Genomic DNA, 18,667 nt, shown 5'->3' with positions numbered 1-18,667 from the left:
AGTGAACTTAGAGAAATAAGCCATATTTAATCTGTAAATACTGATATTTTAGATCTAGGATTGTACTAATCGGATTAGAGGATTTTAGGTTTTATAACTGCTGTAAACCCACAGATTCAAGATTGACAAGAACTATATTTTAATGGTTGGGGCTAAGGCTCTTACTTGCCATCTTTTTCAAATTTCAGAAAACCATTAACTCGTATTATTCACCTAACTATTTGCCTATGAAGAGATAAAGAGCGAAAAATACAAAAGGACCATCAATCAAAACTGGATTTTGCGGTGCAGTGATGATCAATGATCCGATTGTGTACAGACAACATATTATTATCTATAAACAGAACTATTATGAATTCAAAGTTACTGATTAATAGAATTACCAGCAGGAAATTAACATTTCTTATGCTGTTAGTTCAGTGCTTCTTGTTAAGCACCATATCGGCCAGCGAGAGTATGGCCAGCATAATTGCTCCAAGCCCCTTGAATGAAAGGATTGCTAATGATGCTTTAGTAAAGGGGACGGTGGTAGATGAAAATCAGATCCCTATGCCTGGTGTTACGATCACCGTGCAGGGAACTACCACTGGTACCGTCACAGACGTTGATGGTAATTTCTCCATTGATGCACCCGAAGGTGCTACATTGGTTTTTTCATTTATTGGATATGAAAGCCAGACTATCGAGATCGGTAGCCAAAGTATCATTAATGTGACACTAGGTGAGGACACGCAGTCCCTGGACGAAATCATCGTGGTAGGTTATGGTACACAGAAAAAAGTGAACCTGACAGGAGCTATCACAGCTGTAAAGACAGATGAAATCAATGATATTCCTGCTTCTAATCTATCAAATACGCTTGCGGGTAGAGCTCCAGGCGTAAATGTCACTGGAACCTCTGGGCTTTCAGGAGCTTCTTCTTCTATTCGTATTAGAGGAAGTTTTGGTGATCCTTTGTACGTAATAGATGGAATTGTGAGAGATAAGGATGCTTTTGATGCGCTTAATGCTAATGAAGTTGATAACCTTAGTTTCCTAAAGGATGCTGCATCTGCTTCCATTTATGGTTCTCGAGCAGGCAATGGAGTGGTTCTGGTAACGACCAAGAGAGGTAAGGAACAAAAGATGACGATTGGGCTTCAGACCTCCTTTACGACCTACAATCCCACCCAAGAACTGCTATCTGATAAAACTACAGCCACGGATGAATTGATTTATCAGAATCGAGTAGCAGAGTTTTTGGGAACCACTCAGCCTAATGGCCCTGAGGAATTCGCTTATTTTGAAGATAGAAGCTATAACGTGAATGATTTTATCTGGCAAACTCCATCTAGTCAAAATTACATTTTGAGTGTAACTGGAGGAAATGATAAAATCACTTATTACTCTATGTTGAGCTTTTTGGGCGAAGAAGGCGCTTATAAAAGTGTTGATCATGGCAAGTTTAACATGCGGACGAATGTATCGGCAAAAATCACAGATAGAATAACCTTAGATCTAAATGTTTCAGCTAACCAGCAGAATCATGATCGTTTCTACTGGCCATTTTCTGGGGATGATGATTATGATGTATCCGATCTTTATCGAGTTAGTTTCAACTGGCCTAAGGTTTACCCTTACTACACTGAGGCAGATGGAACACCGGCTGATCATGTAACAGACTTTCCACTACAAACTCCTATGGGTAGCTGGCAAGCTTGGTCTGTAATTGACCAGATCGTTGGTGACCGATATATCAAGACTAGAAAGCGTCAGGTCAACTCAATTCTCTCCCTAAATGTAGATTTGAGTGATTTGGTAGATGGTTTATCTACGCGGGTGACAGGTAATTACCTGGCTACCGATTACATGCGTAAGAAGTATCTAACGTATCAGAAAAACTATGTATTTACTCAGGCAGATCCTGACGGAAATAGATTTATCCCGGCTGCACCAGATCCAAATAATTACAACATTTTTAATTTTAGCCAGAACCAAGAGTTCTTGAGTTATGAGTTAGAAACAGGTTGGAGCTATCAGTTCAACTGGTTTTTGAATTACAACAAAACCTTCGATAAGCATGGGATCACTGCAATGCTCGTCTATGAGCAAGCTGAAAATGGTGCTTATGGTGCTTACTCCAAAGCTGAGGATCCAGTAACTAATTTGGATCAGGATTTCGTGTATTCTCAGGATGCTGAGCGTAGGTATGGTAGAGGTTGGGAAGATATAGGGGCGAGACAGTCATTGATTGGTAGAGCTAACTACAACTTTGATGAGAAATATATCGCTGAGTTTTCCTTTAGATACGATGGTAACACGCTTTTCCCGAAAGAGAGTCGATGGGGATTTTTCCCTTCTGTATCTGCCGCATGGAGAATAGCCTCGGAGGATTTTATGTCTGGTAGTTCTAATTGGTTGGATGACTTGAAGTTGAGAATGTCCTACGGTACCACTGGTAACGATCTGGATGTATATAATAATAGAATAAGTCCTTTCTCCTATGTAAATACCTACAGCAATGGTGGTAGTTATATTTTCGGTGATCAGCTATATACTAGTATTTATCCTGGGTCTACTCCAAACCCTAATTTGACATGGGCTACTTCAACTACCTATAATGTGGGTTTAGACTTTGAGTTGATTGACACCAGACTATCTGGTTCTATTGATGCATTTTACAAGCAAGAAGTTAATATTCTAGGCTCAAGATTAGTGACACTTCCTGATAATTATGGACAGTCGTTAGCTCCTGAGAACTATGCGGAGAGATCTTGGAAAGGTGGCGAACTAGCGCTGCTTTGGAGAGATCAGGTTGCAGGCGGAAAGCTTAAGTATTCTGTCTATGGTAACCTAGGTTATGCTCGAGATCAGTGGGATAAAATAGATCAGGATCCAATTTATCTTCCAGGTGGAAATAGAGAAATGGAGTCACAGATAGGTCAGTCTAGCGGAAGAATTTTTGGTTTACGTTCTATGGGGATCATCAGAACTCAGGAGCAGTTGAATTCTATCTTAGAAACAGGCTTGACACAATATGGCAGAGATCCATACTTGGGCGGACTTTACTTTGAAGATATCAGAGGCGATGGCTATTCTGATGGGCCTGACGGCAAAATCGATGGAAATGACTTTCAGTTGCTTTCAAACAACGCTATTCCTCGTATAAATTATGGCTTTGGCTTTAATGTAGATTGGAATAATTTTTCTGTAAATGCGCATTTCCAAGGAGTTGGGGTGTATGACAGAATTATTAGCAATCAGGAAGGTGCTGGTATGAGACAGCATGGTGGATCTATTAGACCTTATTATCCTATTTGGGCTGATGATGTATGGACTCCAGAGAATCCGGATGCAGCCTATCCACGCCCGGTAGGTCAAAACTGGTATGAGTCAGGTACAGGATCTACTTCTTTTTGGATCAAAAACGGAGCATATCTACGTCTGAAGAACTTAAATGTGGGCTATAACATACCGACTAAGTTGCTTTCAAAACTAAATATCTTGAGTGCTAAGGTATTCTTCAACGGCACCAATTTGTTCTCAATCTCAGAGGTAAAAGAGTTTCACGATCCAGAGCAAAAGAATTATGATTCTTTCCCTCTGATGAGATCATTTACTCTTGGTCTTGATGTTAAATTTTAAAGAAACGACAATGAAAAGATTACTATATATATTCGGATTTATTGTGCTTTCCACTGGCTGTTCAGATCTTCTTGAGATTGAAGATATTGAGCATTACAGCCCAGAATTGGTATGGAGTGATCCTAACTTAGCCAATGCATACATGGCCAATTTATACGGCATGTTTGGAAATTGGAATACGGGTGCTGATAGATCAAGCCAGCAAATAGCTGGAATTGACTGGTATGCTGATCGTATTACAATTTCTAATTCGGCTTACAAAGATTGGAATTACTCAAGAATTCGTTTGATCAATCAAGCGATTCAAGATGTAGCAGATGGTGGACTAGATCAAGACGTGAAAGATAATATCACTGGTCAAGCGCTATTTATGAGAGCTTACACTTACTTCAATATGGTGATGTACCATGGGGGAGTTCCTTATGTGAAAGTGCCTCAAGATAGATATGAAGATGATTTATTTGTGCCTAGAAATTCTACTGCAGAATGTTATGATTTTCTAATTGAAGACCTGGATCAGGCTATTAGTTTACTTCCTGAGAGTATTACTTCAGGATCTACAGACTATGGTAAAATTGATGGAAGTTTTGCTTTAGCCTTCAAAGCTAAGGTGCTACTATACAAGGCTTCACCACAATTTAACCCTACCAATCCTTTTGATAATTCTTATTGGGCAGAGGCTAACACGGTCAATAAGCAAGCATATGAATCTTTGGCAGCACTAGGATACGGCTTAGAAGAGGTGTATTCTGAAATCGCATTGGATGAAGGGAATAGAGAAACAGTATTTGCTGTAATCAATAGCTATCCAAACAAATCTGCCAATTGGGATAATGGAGTAAGGCCGGGTTCTGAAAGTAGAGGACCAGCCTCAGCAACTCCTACTTGGGAATTTATCCAAGATTACCCTATGCTTGATGGTAAATTGTATAATGATCCTACTGGCGAATATTACATGACTGATGAAGAGTTTCTGCAAAATTACTGGAAAAACAGAGACCCACGATTTGACCAGTCTATTGTATGGAACGGTAAGATTTACGAGGTGTCAGGAAAAGCAGGTAAAAGACAGTACACTTCACTGGGAATCGCTCATGAATTAGATGATTTTGGGATTAATCCAAATGCTGGTATTAATTCAACGAATCTAGATAGGTATACTGGCTTCTTTATTCTAAAAAACAGCATGTTGAACTTATTACAACCAGAAGTTCAGCAATATGATGTGGATTATGTATTGATGCGCTATGCAGAGGTGATGTTGAATTATGCGGAAACAGCTAATGAGACAGGGGATATGACTACTGCTATGAATATTCTAAAAGCTATCCGAGAAAGAGCAGGTATCCTAGCTGGGGATGATGGTAACTATGGTATAGTAGCTTCTAGTCGTGAGGAAATTCGTGAGGCTATCCTAGCTGAAAGAAATATCGAGCTCGCTTTTGAAGGGCATAGATTCTGGGATCTACGTAGACTTAGAATGTTGGATAGACTTGATGGAGCGACCAAACATGGCGTAGAAGCTATTGCTATAGATGAAAATGGAACAGAGCTTTCATTGGCTGTAGGTAGAGAACTTGCTTCTAGCTATTCTCTGACTGAGACTGATTTCAAATATGAAGTGCTACAGGTTCCAAGATCTGGTGTTCAGAGCAGTGTATTGCCTGAAACTTACTATTTCTTTCCTATCCAAAAAGCGGTGTTGGACAGAAATAATCAACTGGAACAGAATGTAGGATGGGGGGGCACATTTGACCCAACCTTGTAATCTCTAATTTAAAATATATTTTAGTTTGAAAAGGCTAGTTGAGTTATCAGCTAGCCTTTTTTCTTTAGTAATAATTACGATGAAATGGGCTAAAGCCCATGAATGATATTTTACAATTTGTGGAATGGCCTATAGGCACATTCCTATTCAATCGATGCTATTATTGAACAGCCTCCTGCTTTAGCTGGAGGCATAGGAATGATTGATTGCCATACCGGGCTTTAGCCCAATTCATCCTTTAATTTCTGAAAACCAAATTTGACCAAAAACTCCTCATATTCGTCTGAGAAAGTCTTGGATTGATGATGATCTTCCTGCTTTTTGATATAATCTCGAACTTTATCCAACTGAGATTCTGATACTGAAACCGCATAATATTCATCCTGCCATTCAAATTTCTTTTGAGTCAACTTGTTTTTGTTGATCCAAAAGGAGGATTCACCTTTTAAAAGCTGAAGAGTCTTTTCAATAGTTTGATTGACTCCAAGGGAAATAAGGCAATGGCAATGATCGGAATAGCCATTGATGAAATCCACGAATATCCCTTTGCTATGCCCATTTTCACGGATATGATTCCAAATTTTGAGTCTAAGCTCTTTAGAATTAAGGTAAGGGTATCTGTTTTTGGTACTCCAAACGAGGTGAATGTAAACTTTTACGAATGACATAATTGAAAAATTTAAGTGAAAAATAATTTAGCTAAAGCCATGTTAGCAATCATAATTTAGCTAGAAGGGACTTCATTCCAATCCAAATTTTTATGTGATAAGTTAAGATTGGGCTAAAGCCCATGAATGATATTTTACAATTTGTGGAATGGCATTCCTATTCAATCGATGCTATTATTGAACAGCCTCCGGCTTTAGCTGGAGGCTAACTGATGATGGGTATCCTTGCTGGGCTTTAGCCCAATTCTATACGACTATACCAACTCCCTCAAATCCACCGGAACTACCCTGGAAACTCCCGCTTCAATCATGGTAATGCCATAAATAATATCTGTACTGGCCATGGTGCGCTTGTTATGTGTCACGATGATAAACTGGGATTCGGTACTGAACTTCTGGATGATGGTATTGAACTTGTCAATATTGGCATCATCCAGCGGTGCATCTACCTCATCAAAAATACAGAATGGAGCAGGCTTCAGCAGATAAATTGAAAAGAGTAGGGAAGTGGCCGTTAGTGTCTTTTCTCCTCCAGAAAGCTGATTGATACTTAGTGGACGCTTGCCTTTTGGCTTGGCCAAAATCTCTATGGCAGATTCCAGTGGGTTGCTTGGATCTACCAAGATCAAATCGCAATCATCCTGCTCGGTAAAGAGCGAGCGGAATACTTTTACAAAGTTCTCCTTGATCTTGGCAAAGGCATCCAAAAATGTCTCCTTCGCTACCTGATCGATTTCCTTGATGGTAGTAAGCAGAGATTCCTTGGCTTTGAGCAGGTCTTCTTTCTGTGTAGTGATAAAGTCAAATCGAACCTTGATCTCATCATAAGCCTCCATCGCCATAGGGTTGATTGGCCCAATTTTATCGAGTTTCTCCTTTTGCTTGCTGACTAGCTCTCGAAGTTTGTCTTCTGCAAACTCCCTGAATTCCTCCTCAATTTCTGGGTTTTCTTCCATCAACTCATCCAGGTCCAACTCAAATTCCACACTGAGCCTTTCCTTCATTCCAGTCATTTTCAGCTTGATCTCATTCACTGCATTTTCCAGTTCATGAATCAACTGATCATAACTTTCCTTGGATTTCTGGATGCTTCGGATCTTTTGATCGGTCTCATCGATGAGCCCACGCGAAGCATAATAGTCCTTCTCTGCTTCCTGTACGCCCTTTTCTATGCCTTCTTTCTCAGAATATAACTCGATCAGTTCATCATCCTTGACCTCGTTATTGTCGAGTAGTGACTTCACTTCGGTGTCAAGCTGGGAAAGTTCTGTTTGGGATTTCTCTATACGTTCCTTGGAGCCCTCATAAGCTGTCTGCTTAAATTCTATTTCCTGATCCAAACTCGTCACACGATTTAGATGCTGGTGGTAGAGTATGTTCTCGGCATTGAAAGCTTGCGATTTTTCTGAAAGTGAAGCAGATTCCTTTTCGTAGGATTCGTTCAGCTCTTCAAGTTCATCGTGCATGGCCTCGAACTCAGCTCGCTCATCAAAAAGCTGTGGCTGAATCTCGGTCAAACTCTCTTCTATGGATGCAATTCTGTCCAGAATATCCTCCCGCTTGTTGGCATTGGAGCTCAGTAATTCCGCTAGTTGTTCCTTCTTGGTGCGTACAGACACAAAATCCTGATTGATGGCATTGATCTTATTCTGCCATTCTTCCAGGGTCTTTTTGTAGCTGATTTCCTTCAGCTTCATCAGTTCAGAAAGCTTGTTGTCCAGGTTGTTTCTAGTGCTACTGACTTTCTTATTCAGATCCTTGATCTCCTTGTCTAGCTTCTCCAGGTTCTTGGCTCTACCGATTCTTTTTCCTTCGAAAAGACCTACAGAACCACCAGAAATACTGAATTTCCGTTTGGTGTATTTTCCATTTTCAGAAATTAAAACGGCTTCGGTATCTTGTGGGAAATCAGGAAAATCTCCACGAACGATATAGACATTATCCAAAATGAAATTGATCAAGCGGGAATACTTGACATCAAATTCTATGATCTCTGTAGCGGCGATGGCATTGGCGAAAAGCTTGTTTTGGCTAGGCTTAAACCGCTCAAAATGATCTAGAATAAAGAAATTTGCCTTACCTCTGGCCGAATCACTCAAGAGATGAATGGCTGAAATAGCCTGTGCTTCAGTATCTACCACATAATAATTCATGTAGCTGTCCAGGTAATTCTCAATAGTCACTCGGTACTTTTCCGAAGTAGTCAAGAGATCTGAGAGTAGGGGGATATCCTTTCCCCAACTAGAGTTTTTCTTTAGGAATTTGATGGCTTCAGGGAAACCTTCCAGATTCTCTACCAGAGATTTGGTGAGGTTGTATTCGTTCGTTTTGGAATCAAGTTTTCGAGAGGACTGTGTCAATTCCTCACGGATCATTTCGATCACCCGATTGGTTTCTTCGATCTTCTGATCCAGCTCCTCTTGCTTGGTTTTCAGCTCTTGATAGCCTTTGGTTGAGTCATCCAGCTCGGCCTTGAGTTTGATTATTTTCTCTTCAAAATCCACCAAACTAGCTTCCTGTGAGGAATCATCAGAAGAGGTGCGCTCCAGTTCCTGCTTTAGGGTAGAAAGCTGAATTTGTTTGATCTCAATGTCTTTGCTTAGCTGATAGACTTTTTCCTTGAGGCTTTCAAAATTGTGATTGATCGTCTTTTGCGCTTGCTGTTTTTCAGCCTGAATTAATTTCTGACTTTCATAGGTTTCTCGAAGTTCGGAAACAATCATTTCCTTTTCGGCAAGCATTTTCGCAGCGGATTCTTTTTCCTGCTGAAGGGAGCGAATACTAAAGCCTGCTCGATCGTTTGACTTGCGATCAGTTTCTATCTGCTCACGCAATTTCTGAGATCTATCTTCCAAGAATCTCAGTCGCTCATTCTTGATCTTTTTCTCTGATTCAAAAGCTCGAATTTTGTTAACATGCTCATTGAGCGCTTTTTGACGAGAAGCAAGTAGTTTCTCTTTCTGAATCAAATCTGCCTTCAACTGGCTGAGAAGTGCTTCCTGATCGATTACTTGAGTTTGGAGTTGGAGCTTTTTATCTCCTTCTTCCTGAATTTTCTGATTGGTTTCGAGGAGTGACTTGGTGTATTTCTCTATGCTCTTTTTCGCCAGATTAATACTGGCTACTCGATAATCCTTTTTAATCTCAAAATACTTAGATGCCTGTTTTGCCTGTTTTTCCAAGCTTTTGAGGTTCTTTTCTATTTCAAAAAGTACATCTTCCACACGATCCAAATCCTCGTCTGTGCCTTCTAGTTTTCGGAGTGTCTCCTTCTTTCTGTTTTTGAACTTGGAAATCCCTGCCGCTTCTTCAAACAGATCCCTTCGAGAGTTATTCTTGTCATTGAGCAGTTCATCGATCATTTTCAATTCGATGATCGCATAGCTGTTTGAGTTGATCCCCGTATCCATGAAGAGATTGGTGATATCCTTCAGTCGGCAGGTGACTCCGTTGATCTGGTATTCGCTATCGCCAGATCTATAGTAGCGACGCGTGATCGTGACATAAGTATATTCAGTAGGGAGGAGGTTTTTGGTGTTTTCAAAGGTCAGTGAAACCTCGGCAAGATTGGATGCTTTACGGTTTTTGGTCCCGTTGAAGATCACATTCTCCATCTTATCAGAGCGGAGTAAACGGGTTTTTTGCTCGCCGAGCACCCAGCGGATGGCATCGACTACATTGGATTTTCCGCAGCCATTTGGCCCTACCACACCAGTGATTCCCTTGTCGAAGTTAATCACCATTTTATCTCCAAAACTCTTAAACCCCTTGATCTCCAGCTTACTGAGCAGCATTCGTTTGAATTTGTCTAATTAAAGAAACAAAATAAGATCATTTGAGTCATTGTCCAAGGATTTGGTTGTTAGAGTGAACAGTTTTCAGTTGGCAGTAATCAGTCATTGGTTAAGGAATTTAGAATTAGTTGTTTATTAATAGTCACATGGTTTATAATCATTAGTAGTTTTCAGTTTGTCCACCTGAGTATTAAATATTCTTTGAAAATACAAAAATGAAATGACAGTAATTTGGTTTGGAACCATAACTATGGTCACCTTGAGCACTTGAGAGACGAGAGTCTCGAATTCGAAAGGTTCTCGACTTCGCTCGAACTGACCAACTTTTGATGTCCTCAAATCAATCTGTCATTGGTAGTGAAGTCGAAGAGTTTGGATTTCTCTATTTAAATTCAATGTTCAATTATCAAGTTGAGAAGCGCCACCGCCGACGTTCGTGTCTCACGAACGGTAACTCACATATTCTTATAGGTAGTCAAACAATTGGTAATGATCCATACTCAAATTCAATTTTTAAGTTGAGAAGAATTGATTTGCGTTCTCTGTGCTATTCTCTGCGAACTCCTATGTTAAAAAACATGTATTACTAGTCGAAATCAATTAACTTACCCGGGTGGATTTAGGAAATATAGTTTATATCGTTGCCGTCTTGGCCTATTTTATCTATCAGGCTACCAAAGGCAAGAAGAAAAATCAGCCTGGAGAGGCCTCCGAAATGCCTGATGCTCCGGAGGAAAGGCCAGTTTCATTTGAGGATCTGATGCGGGAAATCCGCGATGCTCAGAAGCCGAAGCCAGTAGTTCCAGAAAAACCTATTATACAATCAGTTCCAATTAATCAACCCAAAGAAGTGGTGTATGAGCGTGCAGGCGAGATCGCTTCACGTCCTGAATGGAGAGCTGATCCAGCTCCCGCAGTAAAGAGGTTTCCTACCCGAAAAATCACTGATAATGATGATGAGATAGAATACTACCAGGGAGCATTTGAGAAAACTAAATCTGATCTAACTAAGACTTCCAAGGGCATTCCGGAAATTCCTTCCTTGAAAGAAGTGCAGACCGAATCTTCAAGTACTGTAAGAAGCAAATACGCTCGCATGCTCAAGAATCCTCAAGGTATAAGAGATGCAGTAGTACTAAAGGAGATTTTGGATAGGAAGCAGTATTAAGAGTTCTATTTAAAATGATTTTTATGTCCTTATACTTTAAAGGTTCTACCCTTAATTTAATGGGGAAATAAGTTGGGCTTTAAACTAATTTCTCTAGATGAAAGTTTTCTTGGGAGATTTAACATTCCATTCACCTTCATCCATTTTATATTGGCTTTATCTTTGTCACTTTTTGGCGGCCAAAAAGTAACCAAAAAGCCCCGAGCCTCAGTCTTTTTCTTGACGGCTTGCAAACCAGCCCAAAACCGAAAATCCAGAAAGGATCAGCCATCCGGATGATAGCCTTCACAAGCCATCATCTTCAACTAGTCAGCAATCAACTCCATTAAAATCGTGGAGGTCACTAGTCGAAGATTGGATCTACGCCATAATATCCCTATCAATTTGAAATTGATTTATATAAGGGTGAAGTTATTAATTAACCAACTAGTATAGTAGCACATTTCCCAATCTATAGGACAGCCCTTAAATTATTCGGTTTCTGAGGCGAAGTTCGGAACGTTAAGAAATTTGGCTAGCTCGAGAGATCCGAGCGAGATCCGCCAAATTTTAGTGGAGAACGAGTCTCAGAAATCAAATCGAGAATTAAAAGATTATTATAGCAGAGCCATCACCGATTTGAAGAATTATTTAGGGCGAAGGCTTTTGGTTACTTTTGGCCTTCAAAAGTAACAAAGGAAGTCCCTTCAAGTGACGTGGAATAAGCGTTGAGGCCACTAGGTGTAATATTTTTCTTCGGAGATTTAACATTCCATACACCTTCATCCATTTTATATAGGCTTTATCTTTGCCACTTTTTGGCGGCCAAAAAGTAACCAAAAAGCCCCGAGCCTCAGTCTTTTTCTTGACGGCTTGCAAACCAGGCCAAAACCGAAAATCCAGAAAGGCTCAGCCATCCGGATGATAGCCTTCACAAGCCATCATCTTCAACTAGTCAGCAGTCAACTCCATTAAAATCGTTGTAGTACCACTTTATAATGTTCATTAGCATTTTGTTAGGGCTCTATTTTTTTTAAACCGAAAACCCATAATCTCGCTCCACTTTACAGATCCTAGTTTTGTAAGCAGCATACCATTTTTCTCTACCCATTCTCTGCGCGAGAAGGTGGTCAGTTTGTTGTTTCCATTTGAGAATAGCCTCTTGATTTGACCAGTAACTAACGGTGATTCCCAGGCCTTCTCTTACACTTTCATGCCCTAAATACCCCTCTTGAAGTTCCGCTAATCTTACCATTTCGTCAGCAGTTTCAGCGTATCCATCTTCAATTTCAGTTCGGATATTCGAAAATATCACTGCGTAATAGGGAGGTTGTGGAGTGTTGGCTATCATTTTTCACAAATTTTAACTAAGGGTAAATGCAAAGTAAGCTGTCTAAGCTATATCTGCTAAAGATGATTTAAAAATCTATCCCTAATGACCCTAATTCTAGATAATTGAGCTGTTTAAGCTTATGCGCCCAAATTGAGCAAGAGATGATTTTCTTATTTTCAATTCTCTTTCGGCAAGTATCTTCTACTAAGCAATTGATCTAAATCAAGGAATTAACAATAAGGAAACACAGCCATTTAAATCACCGTATCTTTGTATGCAAGCAGACTAGTTAATATTATAAATCAACATTTTATTCTGAAACACTATCTGTTTATGAAACTGAAACAAATTAAATTCCGATTATTAGCACTTGTCATGGTGGTGCTGACTTTTGCTTCTTTGACATCTTGTGATACTAATCTCGAATTAGTGCAGACTATCAACGAAGAATTCCCTGATATTTCTTCTATTGAAATTGATGCAGGATTCCTTGATGTGAGTTACCAGGGAGATGAAAATACCGAAGTGGTGACATTAGTAGGTTCTCTGGAATCTAACAAATCCGGAAAGTACCAAATCGAATACCGGGTGGAGCAAGGAGAATTGATCATTGAACTAGATAAAAAAGGTGGTGGATCGTCCAACAGTCGTGGGAAAATCAGCCTGAAAGGTCCAGTTCTAATGGAGATTGATTTGGAATCAAGTTCTGGAAATATTCAAGTTCATAATCTTGTCTCCAATGAATTCGAATTTGACGGAGGATCTGGTAATCTGGAGCTGACAAATGTGTCGGCAAAGAAAATAGATCTGGAATTGAGTTCTGGAAATATAAACGCCTCAGATTTAACTGGTGATGTCGAAGTGGAAATCTCTTCGGGAAATGCTTCAATTTCTAATTTGGCAGGAAATATCAATGCAGAAGGTTCAAGTGGAAAATTCACCTTTTCCAACATTGAAGGCAAAGTAAATAGCTCATTGAATTCTGGAAATATATCAATGGCTGGAGTGCAAGAGTTAGGGAAGCTGAAGGTTTCCTCAGGTAATTGTAATGTAAAGAATTCTTCTTTCGGTGTGCAAACCGTTTTGGAGACTTCTTCAGGAAATATATCTATACAGACGAATTCAAATTTGGAGGATTTCAACTTTGATTTGAAAACGTCCAGTGGAAAATTGAGAGTGGGAGAAAGTACTTCTTCTGGCTCATTAAAGATCGATAACGGTTCTCCTTATACCGTGTCAGGTGTTGCCTCTAGTGGCAACATCGAAATAAGGAAAATGTGAAAAGTTGTTCACATCACCCCAGAACCCGGCTTCGGCCGGGTTTTTTTATGATTATTTTTTTACAGCATAAAACTGTTGGGGCGAAAAATCTTTCGCTCAAATTCAAGATACCTAGTTTACTGTGTCGAGTTTTTAGATGATTATTGGGTGAATGATTTATTAATTATTTCAAACTTTCTTAAAAGGCAGTCTGAAGACTGCGACATCCAAGGTCCAACCCTGAGACTTGAGCCAGTCTATTTATGGTTAAAAAATCACTTGAAAACCAGCAGTAAGGCCTCCATAGCTACGATAAATACCGGTTGCGGTGGTTTTGTTTAAGATATTCCAGCCATCCGTAAAGTCTTCCTGACCAGAGTCTAAGAAAGCAAAGTTGAGACTTGGGCCTGCGAAAATGCGAAGATGGTTGCCAAATTTATATCCAGGAATAAGGCGAAATGATTGAATGTAATTTGTGATTTCTTGAAAATCTGAGGCTGTAAGACTTACAAATTCCATGTCTAAAGAGAATTTTGAGTCTGGAATTAGATGGATTCCCAGACCAGCTTCCAAGCCAATTGGCGTATCAACATCCCTCAAATTATAAGCTAGGCCTAAAATCCCATACATTTTCCTACCACCAGATCTGAAATTCAAATGCGTGAAGCTTGATTCATCTATGCTCGCAGACAGACTCATCTCTCCATTTTTAATAAAGTTGAGTAAGCCAAGTGAGTAGTCATTTTCTTCCGCCACATTGATTATTCCTAATTGAAAACCATTGACCTTTTTGGCTCTGTTGAAAATAAAGGAGGCTTGATTATTCACGGACACACCAGCTATATTCGAAATTCCAGCCAATTGTAGTCCTGCCGATTCTGATGCATTATTGGTTATTGCAGCTAACTGCAGGTACTTAGAGTTTCGGGCATGGTTTACAATTCCAGCAATCTGTGCCCCCGCATCCTTATTCGCTTGATTCATTATTCCTGCAAGCTGTAAGCCCTTTACCTCGCCTCTTACATGATTGTATACGCCACCAATTTGAAGTCCAGCTACATCACCATATACCGAATTGTAAATTCCTCCAATCTGAAGTCCCTTGGAGCTTCCACCTACTAGATTGAAAATCCCAGCAAGCTGCAATGATTTGACATCTCTTTTGTTGATGTTGAATATCCCAGCAATTTCCATCCCCTCAATACCAGCAGTATAGCCTCCGATTAAATTCAGCGAAAACTTGCTGATAGTCTGGCTGCTGAAGGTTCCTTTGGTACTTAATCCAGGGATTAGAGACATTTGAACAGGGCTTTCAGCGAAGAAACTTCCCATATTGATTCCTTGAAATCGTTGCTTAAAACCTATAAATGCCCTGCCTAGAAAACTCTCTTCTAGTGCTTTGGTTGTACTGTCTCCAGGTAGATAACGGAATCTACGATTTTCCTTTTCAGCGACTATATCCACCGTGGGCATAAGCAAAAAGGTAGTGTCTCTGTAGTTTTCCTTGCTTAATGTGAGCCAAATCGAGGCATTATTTTTCTTGTACTTCAGTTTGAAATAGCCATTTTCATCAGTCAGAGTAGAAGCGAGGCTTGTTTTATCGTAAATACTGGCTTGACTCACAACTTCATTGGTGCGAATATTTTTGATGTAGCCTTTCACAGTTACCCTATTGAATCTAGTATCCATTTCTGCATCTAGATCCAGTTTTTCGGGTGCATAGCGGATAATGATATAGCCTGGTAATTCCTTGTATTCGTACTCATACCCCAGTTCTTTTAGGAGAAAATTTCCAATGGTACCTGAATACGGCTCAGATGATAAAGTTTTGTTCAGTTCCAGTAAGGTACTTTCATAAGAAAAGTAGAAATCGTTTTGAGCTGAAAGTGTATCCAGCAACTGACGGAGGCTGAGTTCTTCTGGACTACTGAATTGGATTTTTTTCTCCAACATCCGTTGTGAGAATCCCGAGACCGAAGAGACCAGAAATATGATCAGAAGGAATATGCCCTGAAAAAGTGCTTTAGATCGCAACATTGAAATGCTAGTGTTAAAAACAGAAGTTAATGTAACAAAGTAAGGACTATGATTTTTTCAACCATAGTCCTTTGTATTCAAGAAGGTGAATTTTTATTCAATCCTAATTTTACCATCCGATAGAGATATTTTCAAATTCAGCGTTTCTCTGATCACGTCTAGATTTTTGCTCAGTGAACCATATTCCAAAGTGGTGGTAATCGGTAAAGTTCTCAATTCATCTCTGGCGATTTCAATGTTAGCATCATACGCTTCATTCAGCGTTTTTACCAATTCTTCCAATGGAATTCGATCCGCTTGAAACCTCTTGCTCACGTAGTAATTGTATAGCTTATTCGAGGGCAAAGTCTTTTCCATTTCGCCTGTTTCCTGATTTACTCTTAGCTTTTCATCAGGCTTGAGCACTTCTTTCTTACCATCTATTTCTACTTGAACAGATCCTGTAACCACGATTACTTCTGTGGTATTGCCAGCAGTTTTGACATGAAAACTTGTTCCCAATACTGTGATTTGAACCTTCTCAGTTTGGATTACAAATGGCTTATTCTCATTTCTTTTCACGTCAAAGAAGGCTTCTCCGCTCTCTAAACTCACATTTCTCTGCTTTCCGAGAAACTTCTGTGAGTAGCTCAAGCTTGTGTTTTTGTTCAAAGTAATAGAAGTCCCATCGAGTATAGCAACTTCGATAGGAGAGCCTTCTGACTGAAGTTCAACTGAGCTGTAATAGGCTCTTCCAGATTGAGGAAGAAAGGCTGAGTAAACCCAAGCCGAAACAAAGATCAAGGTAACTGCGGCCGCTGCTTTGAACCATCCCCTTTGCAAAAAGCGCTGATTTTGTGTTGGAGCTGCGGAACTGCTTTCATTTCGAAGTTTTGTGAATCGTTGCCAAGCTAGATTTTCATCTACTTCGCTTTTTTCCAGTAAAACCTTACTCGACTTCCATATCCATTGTACTTCTTCAAATTGCTTTTGGTTAGCCTCATCTTCGGAAATCCATTCTTGTACAGCTTTGGTCTCCTCCGAATCACTTTCCTGAAGCAAATATTTGATCAATTTTTCTTCGTTCATGGTTTCCATAGCTTATAGATTTATCAAAAACATCAAAAGCAAAGGAAGAAACTCGGCGAGTTCGACCCGCAAGGTCTTCAGTGCTTTACCCATATGCGCTTCCACCGTTTTGATGGAAATCTCTAACCTGTCGGCTATTTCCTGATATTTCAGTTCCTCAAATCTGCTGAGATTAAACACCATGCGGCATTTCTCTGGAAGTTTTTCCAGCGCCAGTTGAAATCGCTCGTACAATTCATTTTCTTGGCCTTTTATCTGCTCACCGACATCCTCGGGTTTACCCTGAGTCATTTCGTAATGCGCATGTTCCCAATGCTTTCGTTTCACTTGTTGATGCTTGATGTGGTTCAGACTGTCGTGGTACACAGCTCGGTAGAGGTAAGCCTTCAGCGAGCTGTTGATTTCTAGGGTTTCACGCTTTTCCCAAAGTTTGAGAAATACACTCTGAACGATTTCTTCGGCAGTTTCCGACTCCTTCAAAATTGCTTGAGCATAAGCATGCAAAGCCTTGAAATAAGTCTTGAAAACCGCCTCGAATGATTTTTCATCGACGAGGGTAAGCGTGTTTGACGGATGTAATAGTTTCTCAGTCACCTGCGAATTTTTGATGCTTTCATAGCTATGACAAGCTGAAGTGGTTTTACCCTTAGTGCATTTAGTAAAAATAATGAAATTTGGTTTGCCCGGTGTTAGATGCCGGATGTCCGATGCTAGCTACATCGGTCACCAAACACCCAACATCGGGCAATTCTCAAAACCTCACATTCAACCCTCCAGTAAATCCCAACAGAACCGCTTGATAATTCTCTCTTCTACTTTCTTCCCAGATCGTCAGGCCAGTATGATCGACAATATCCAGATCACTTGAATGCATATAGGAAAGACTCGGGCCTGCAAAGAGATGAATACTTTGTGTGATCTTCAAGCTAGGAAGCAATTGTAAACTGGATTTTGAGAAATCGGCACCTTCAAAGTCAGTCAGATATTTGCTAATAACCTCTGCATCCAGTCTAAATAGCTTGCTTTCAACCAAGTTCAAACCCAAACCTAATTCAAATCCATATTTCAAATCTTTGACTTCAATATTGGTTCCCAAACCTAAAATTCCATAAACGCTCTTTCCACCAGAACGGAAAGTCAGAAAGGAATTGAGATTTTCATCGATAGAAACGCCCAATCGATGGTCTCCATTTGCTGCAATATTGATGAGACCGATGGTAACATCACTGCTATCTGCGATATTGATCAGGCCGATTTGCATGCCTTTTACAGTATTGGCTCTATTGACCAAGCCTGCGATCTGCGTGCCTTCTACATTTTCGGCTATGTTCGAGATTGCTGATATTTGAACTCCTTTGACTTCCGTTGCCAGATTGGATATGCCAGCAATCTGAGCGCCATCTATTTCTGGTGAGATATTGGCAATTCCAGCTACTTGAATTCCTTGCACTGACTTAGATATACTCGCAATTCCAGAAACCTGAATTCCGTCTATTGTGTCAGCGATATCAGCAATTCCTGCTATTTGAGCACCTTCTACAGCTTTTGCCGTATTAAAAATGCCAGCGACTTGCACAGCGGAATTTCCCAAATTGATATTGCTGATACCTGCAATTTGAGCCGCTTTGCTAGCATCAGAACTTTGGTTGAGAATTCCTGCCACCTGTACCCCTGTTACGCTTCCGGAAGTATTATTCCAAAGCCCAGAGATCTGTGCGCCTTGTACATCGCCTTTGACCATTCCCGCCAAACCATAGATGGCAGCACCATTTTCTCCTCCAGACAATCCCGTGAGTACATGAAGACTGAAGTTGTTAGTGAAATTTGCCGCCTCTGTTCCATGAGTAGAAATAGGATAGAACAAGCCTAAATGTGCTGGGCTTTTTTCTTGAGCGTAGGAAATAGAAATAAAAGTGAAGAAGAGAAAGGTGAAGAGAGATATTTTTAATTGGAGAGTTTTCATGGTGA

11 protein-coding genes are annotated in these 18,667 nt (G+C 40.1%); 4 read left to right on the top strand and 7 right to left on the bottom strand.

The window, feature by feature from the left end; all coding sequences use genetic code 11:
- Nucleotides 1–483 precede the first annotated feature (483 nt).
- Nucleotides 484–3,624 (top strand): SusC/RagA family TonB-linked outer membrane protein, encoded by a 3,141-nt coding sequence (locus LV85_RS06775; protein ID WP_245942194.1) that lies wholly within the window; start codon nt 484–486, stop codon nt 3,622–3,624.
- A gap of 10 nt (nt 3,625–3,634) precedes the next feature.
- The gene (locus tag LV85_RS06770; RefSeq protein WP_111317870.1) at nt 3,635–5,392 is read left to right on the top strand and encodes a RagB/SusD family nutrient uptake outer membrane protein; all 1,758 of its coding nucleotides are present in this window, start codon (nt 3,635–3,637) and stop codon (nt 5,390–5,392) included.
- 221 nt (nt 5,393–5,613) lie between these two features.
- On the opposite strand, the gene tnpA is transcribed toward LV85_RS06770, so the two are convergent.
- Both tnpA and smc read right to left on the bottom strand, forming a co-directional pair.
- Nucleotides 5,614–6,060 carry an IS200/IS605 family transposase gene (gene tnpA, locus LV85_RS06765; RefSeq protein WP_111317446.1) on the bottom strand — a complete coding sequence of 149 codons (447 nt, stop codon included), beginning with the start codon at nt 6,058–6,060 and terminating at the stop codon, nt 5,614–5,616.
- Between the two features lie 254 nt (nt 6,061–6,314).
- Nucleotides 6,315–9,854 carry a chromosome segregation protein SMC gene (smc, locus tag LV85_RS06760; protein ID WP_111317445.1) on the bottom strand — a complete coding sequence of 1,180 codons (3,540 nt, stop codon included), beginning with the start codon at nt 9,852–9,854 and terminating at the stop codon, nt 6,315–6,317.
- A gap of 613 nt (nt 9,855–10,467) precedes the next feature.
- Here smc and LV85_RS06755 point away from each other — a divergent pair.
- Nucleotides 10,468–11,022 carry a hypothetical protein gene (locus tag LV85_RS06755; protein ID WP_146260440.1) on the top strand — a complete coding sequence of 185 codons (555 nt, stop codon included), beginning with the start codon at nt 10,468–10,470 and terminating at the stop codon, nt 11,020–11,022.
- Between the two features lie 1,012 nt (nt 11,023–12,034).
- On the opposite strand, the gene LV85_RS06740 is transcribed toward LV85_RS06755, so the two are convergent.
- Complete coding sequence (locus tag LV85_RS06740; protein WP_111317441.1) at nt 12,035–12,352, bottom strand: antibiotic biosynthesis monooxygenase family protein; 318 nt, start codon at nt 12,350–12,352, stop codon at nt 12,035–12,037.
- 315 nt (nt 12,353–12,667) lie between these two features.
- Here LV85_RS06740 and LV85_RS06735 point away from each other — a divergent pair, with 315 nt between their 5' ends.
- Nucleotides 12,668–13,615 (top strand): DUF4097 family beta strand repeat-containing protein, encoded by a 948-nt coding sequence (locus tag LV85_RS06735; RefSeq protein ID WP_111317440.1) that lies wholly within the window; start codon nt 12,668–12,670, stop codon nt 13,613–13,615.
- A 246-nt stretch (nt 13,616–13,861) separates the two neighbouring features.
- Here LV85_RS06735 and LV85_RS06730 read toward each other — a convergent pair whose 3' ends face one another.
- From LV85_RS06730 to LV85_RS06715, 4 genes are all read right to left on the bottom strand, one after another.
- Nucleotides 13,862–15,631 (bottom strand): peptidase associated/transthyretin-like domain-containing protein, encoded by a 1,770-nt coding sequence (locus LV85_RS06730; protein WP_146260439.1) that lies wholly within the window; start codon nt 15,629–15,631, stop codon nt 13,862–13,864.
- Between the two features lie 93 nt (nt 15,632–15,724).
- Nucleotides 15,725–16,699 carry a FecR family protein gene (locus LV85_RS06725; RefSeq protein WP_158531151.1) on the bottom strand — a complete coding sequence of 325 codons (975 nt, stop codon included), beginning with the start codon at nt 16,697–16,699 and terminating at the stop codon, nt 15,725–15,727.
- A 12-nt stretch (nt 16,700–16,711) separates the two neighbouring features.
- Nucleotides 16,712–17,293 carry an RNA polymerase sigma-70 factor gene (locus LV85_RS06720; protein WP_111317437.1) on the bottom strand — a complete coding sequence of 194 codons (582 nt, stop codon included), beginning with the start codon at nt 17,291–17,293 and terminating at the stop codon, nt 16,712–16,714.
- 157 nt (nt 17,294–17,450) lie between these two features.
- Nucleotides 17,451–18,662 (bottom strand): hypothetical protein, encoded by a 1,212-nt coding sequence (locus LV85_RS06715; protein WP_111317436.1) that lies wholly within the window; start codon nt 18,660–18,662, stop codon nt 17,451–17,453.
- Nucleotides 18,663–18,667 lie beyond the last annotated feature (5 nt).

This window comes from Algoriphagus chordae, from assembly GCF_003254055.1.
In the GTDB taxonomy this organism is placed as follows: domain Bacteria; phylum Bacteroidota; class Bacteroidia; order Cytophagales; family Cyclobacteriaceae; genus Algoriphagus; species Algoriphagus chordae.
This window is presented reverse-complemented; position numbering and strand designations above follow the sequence as displayed.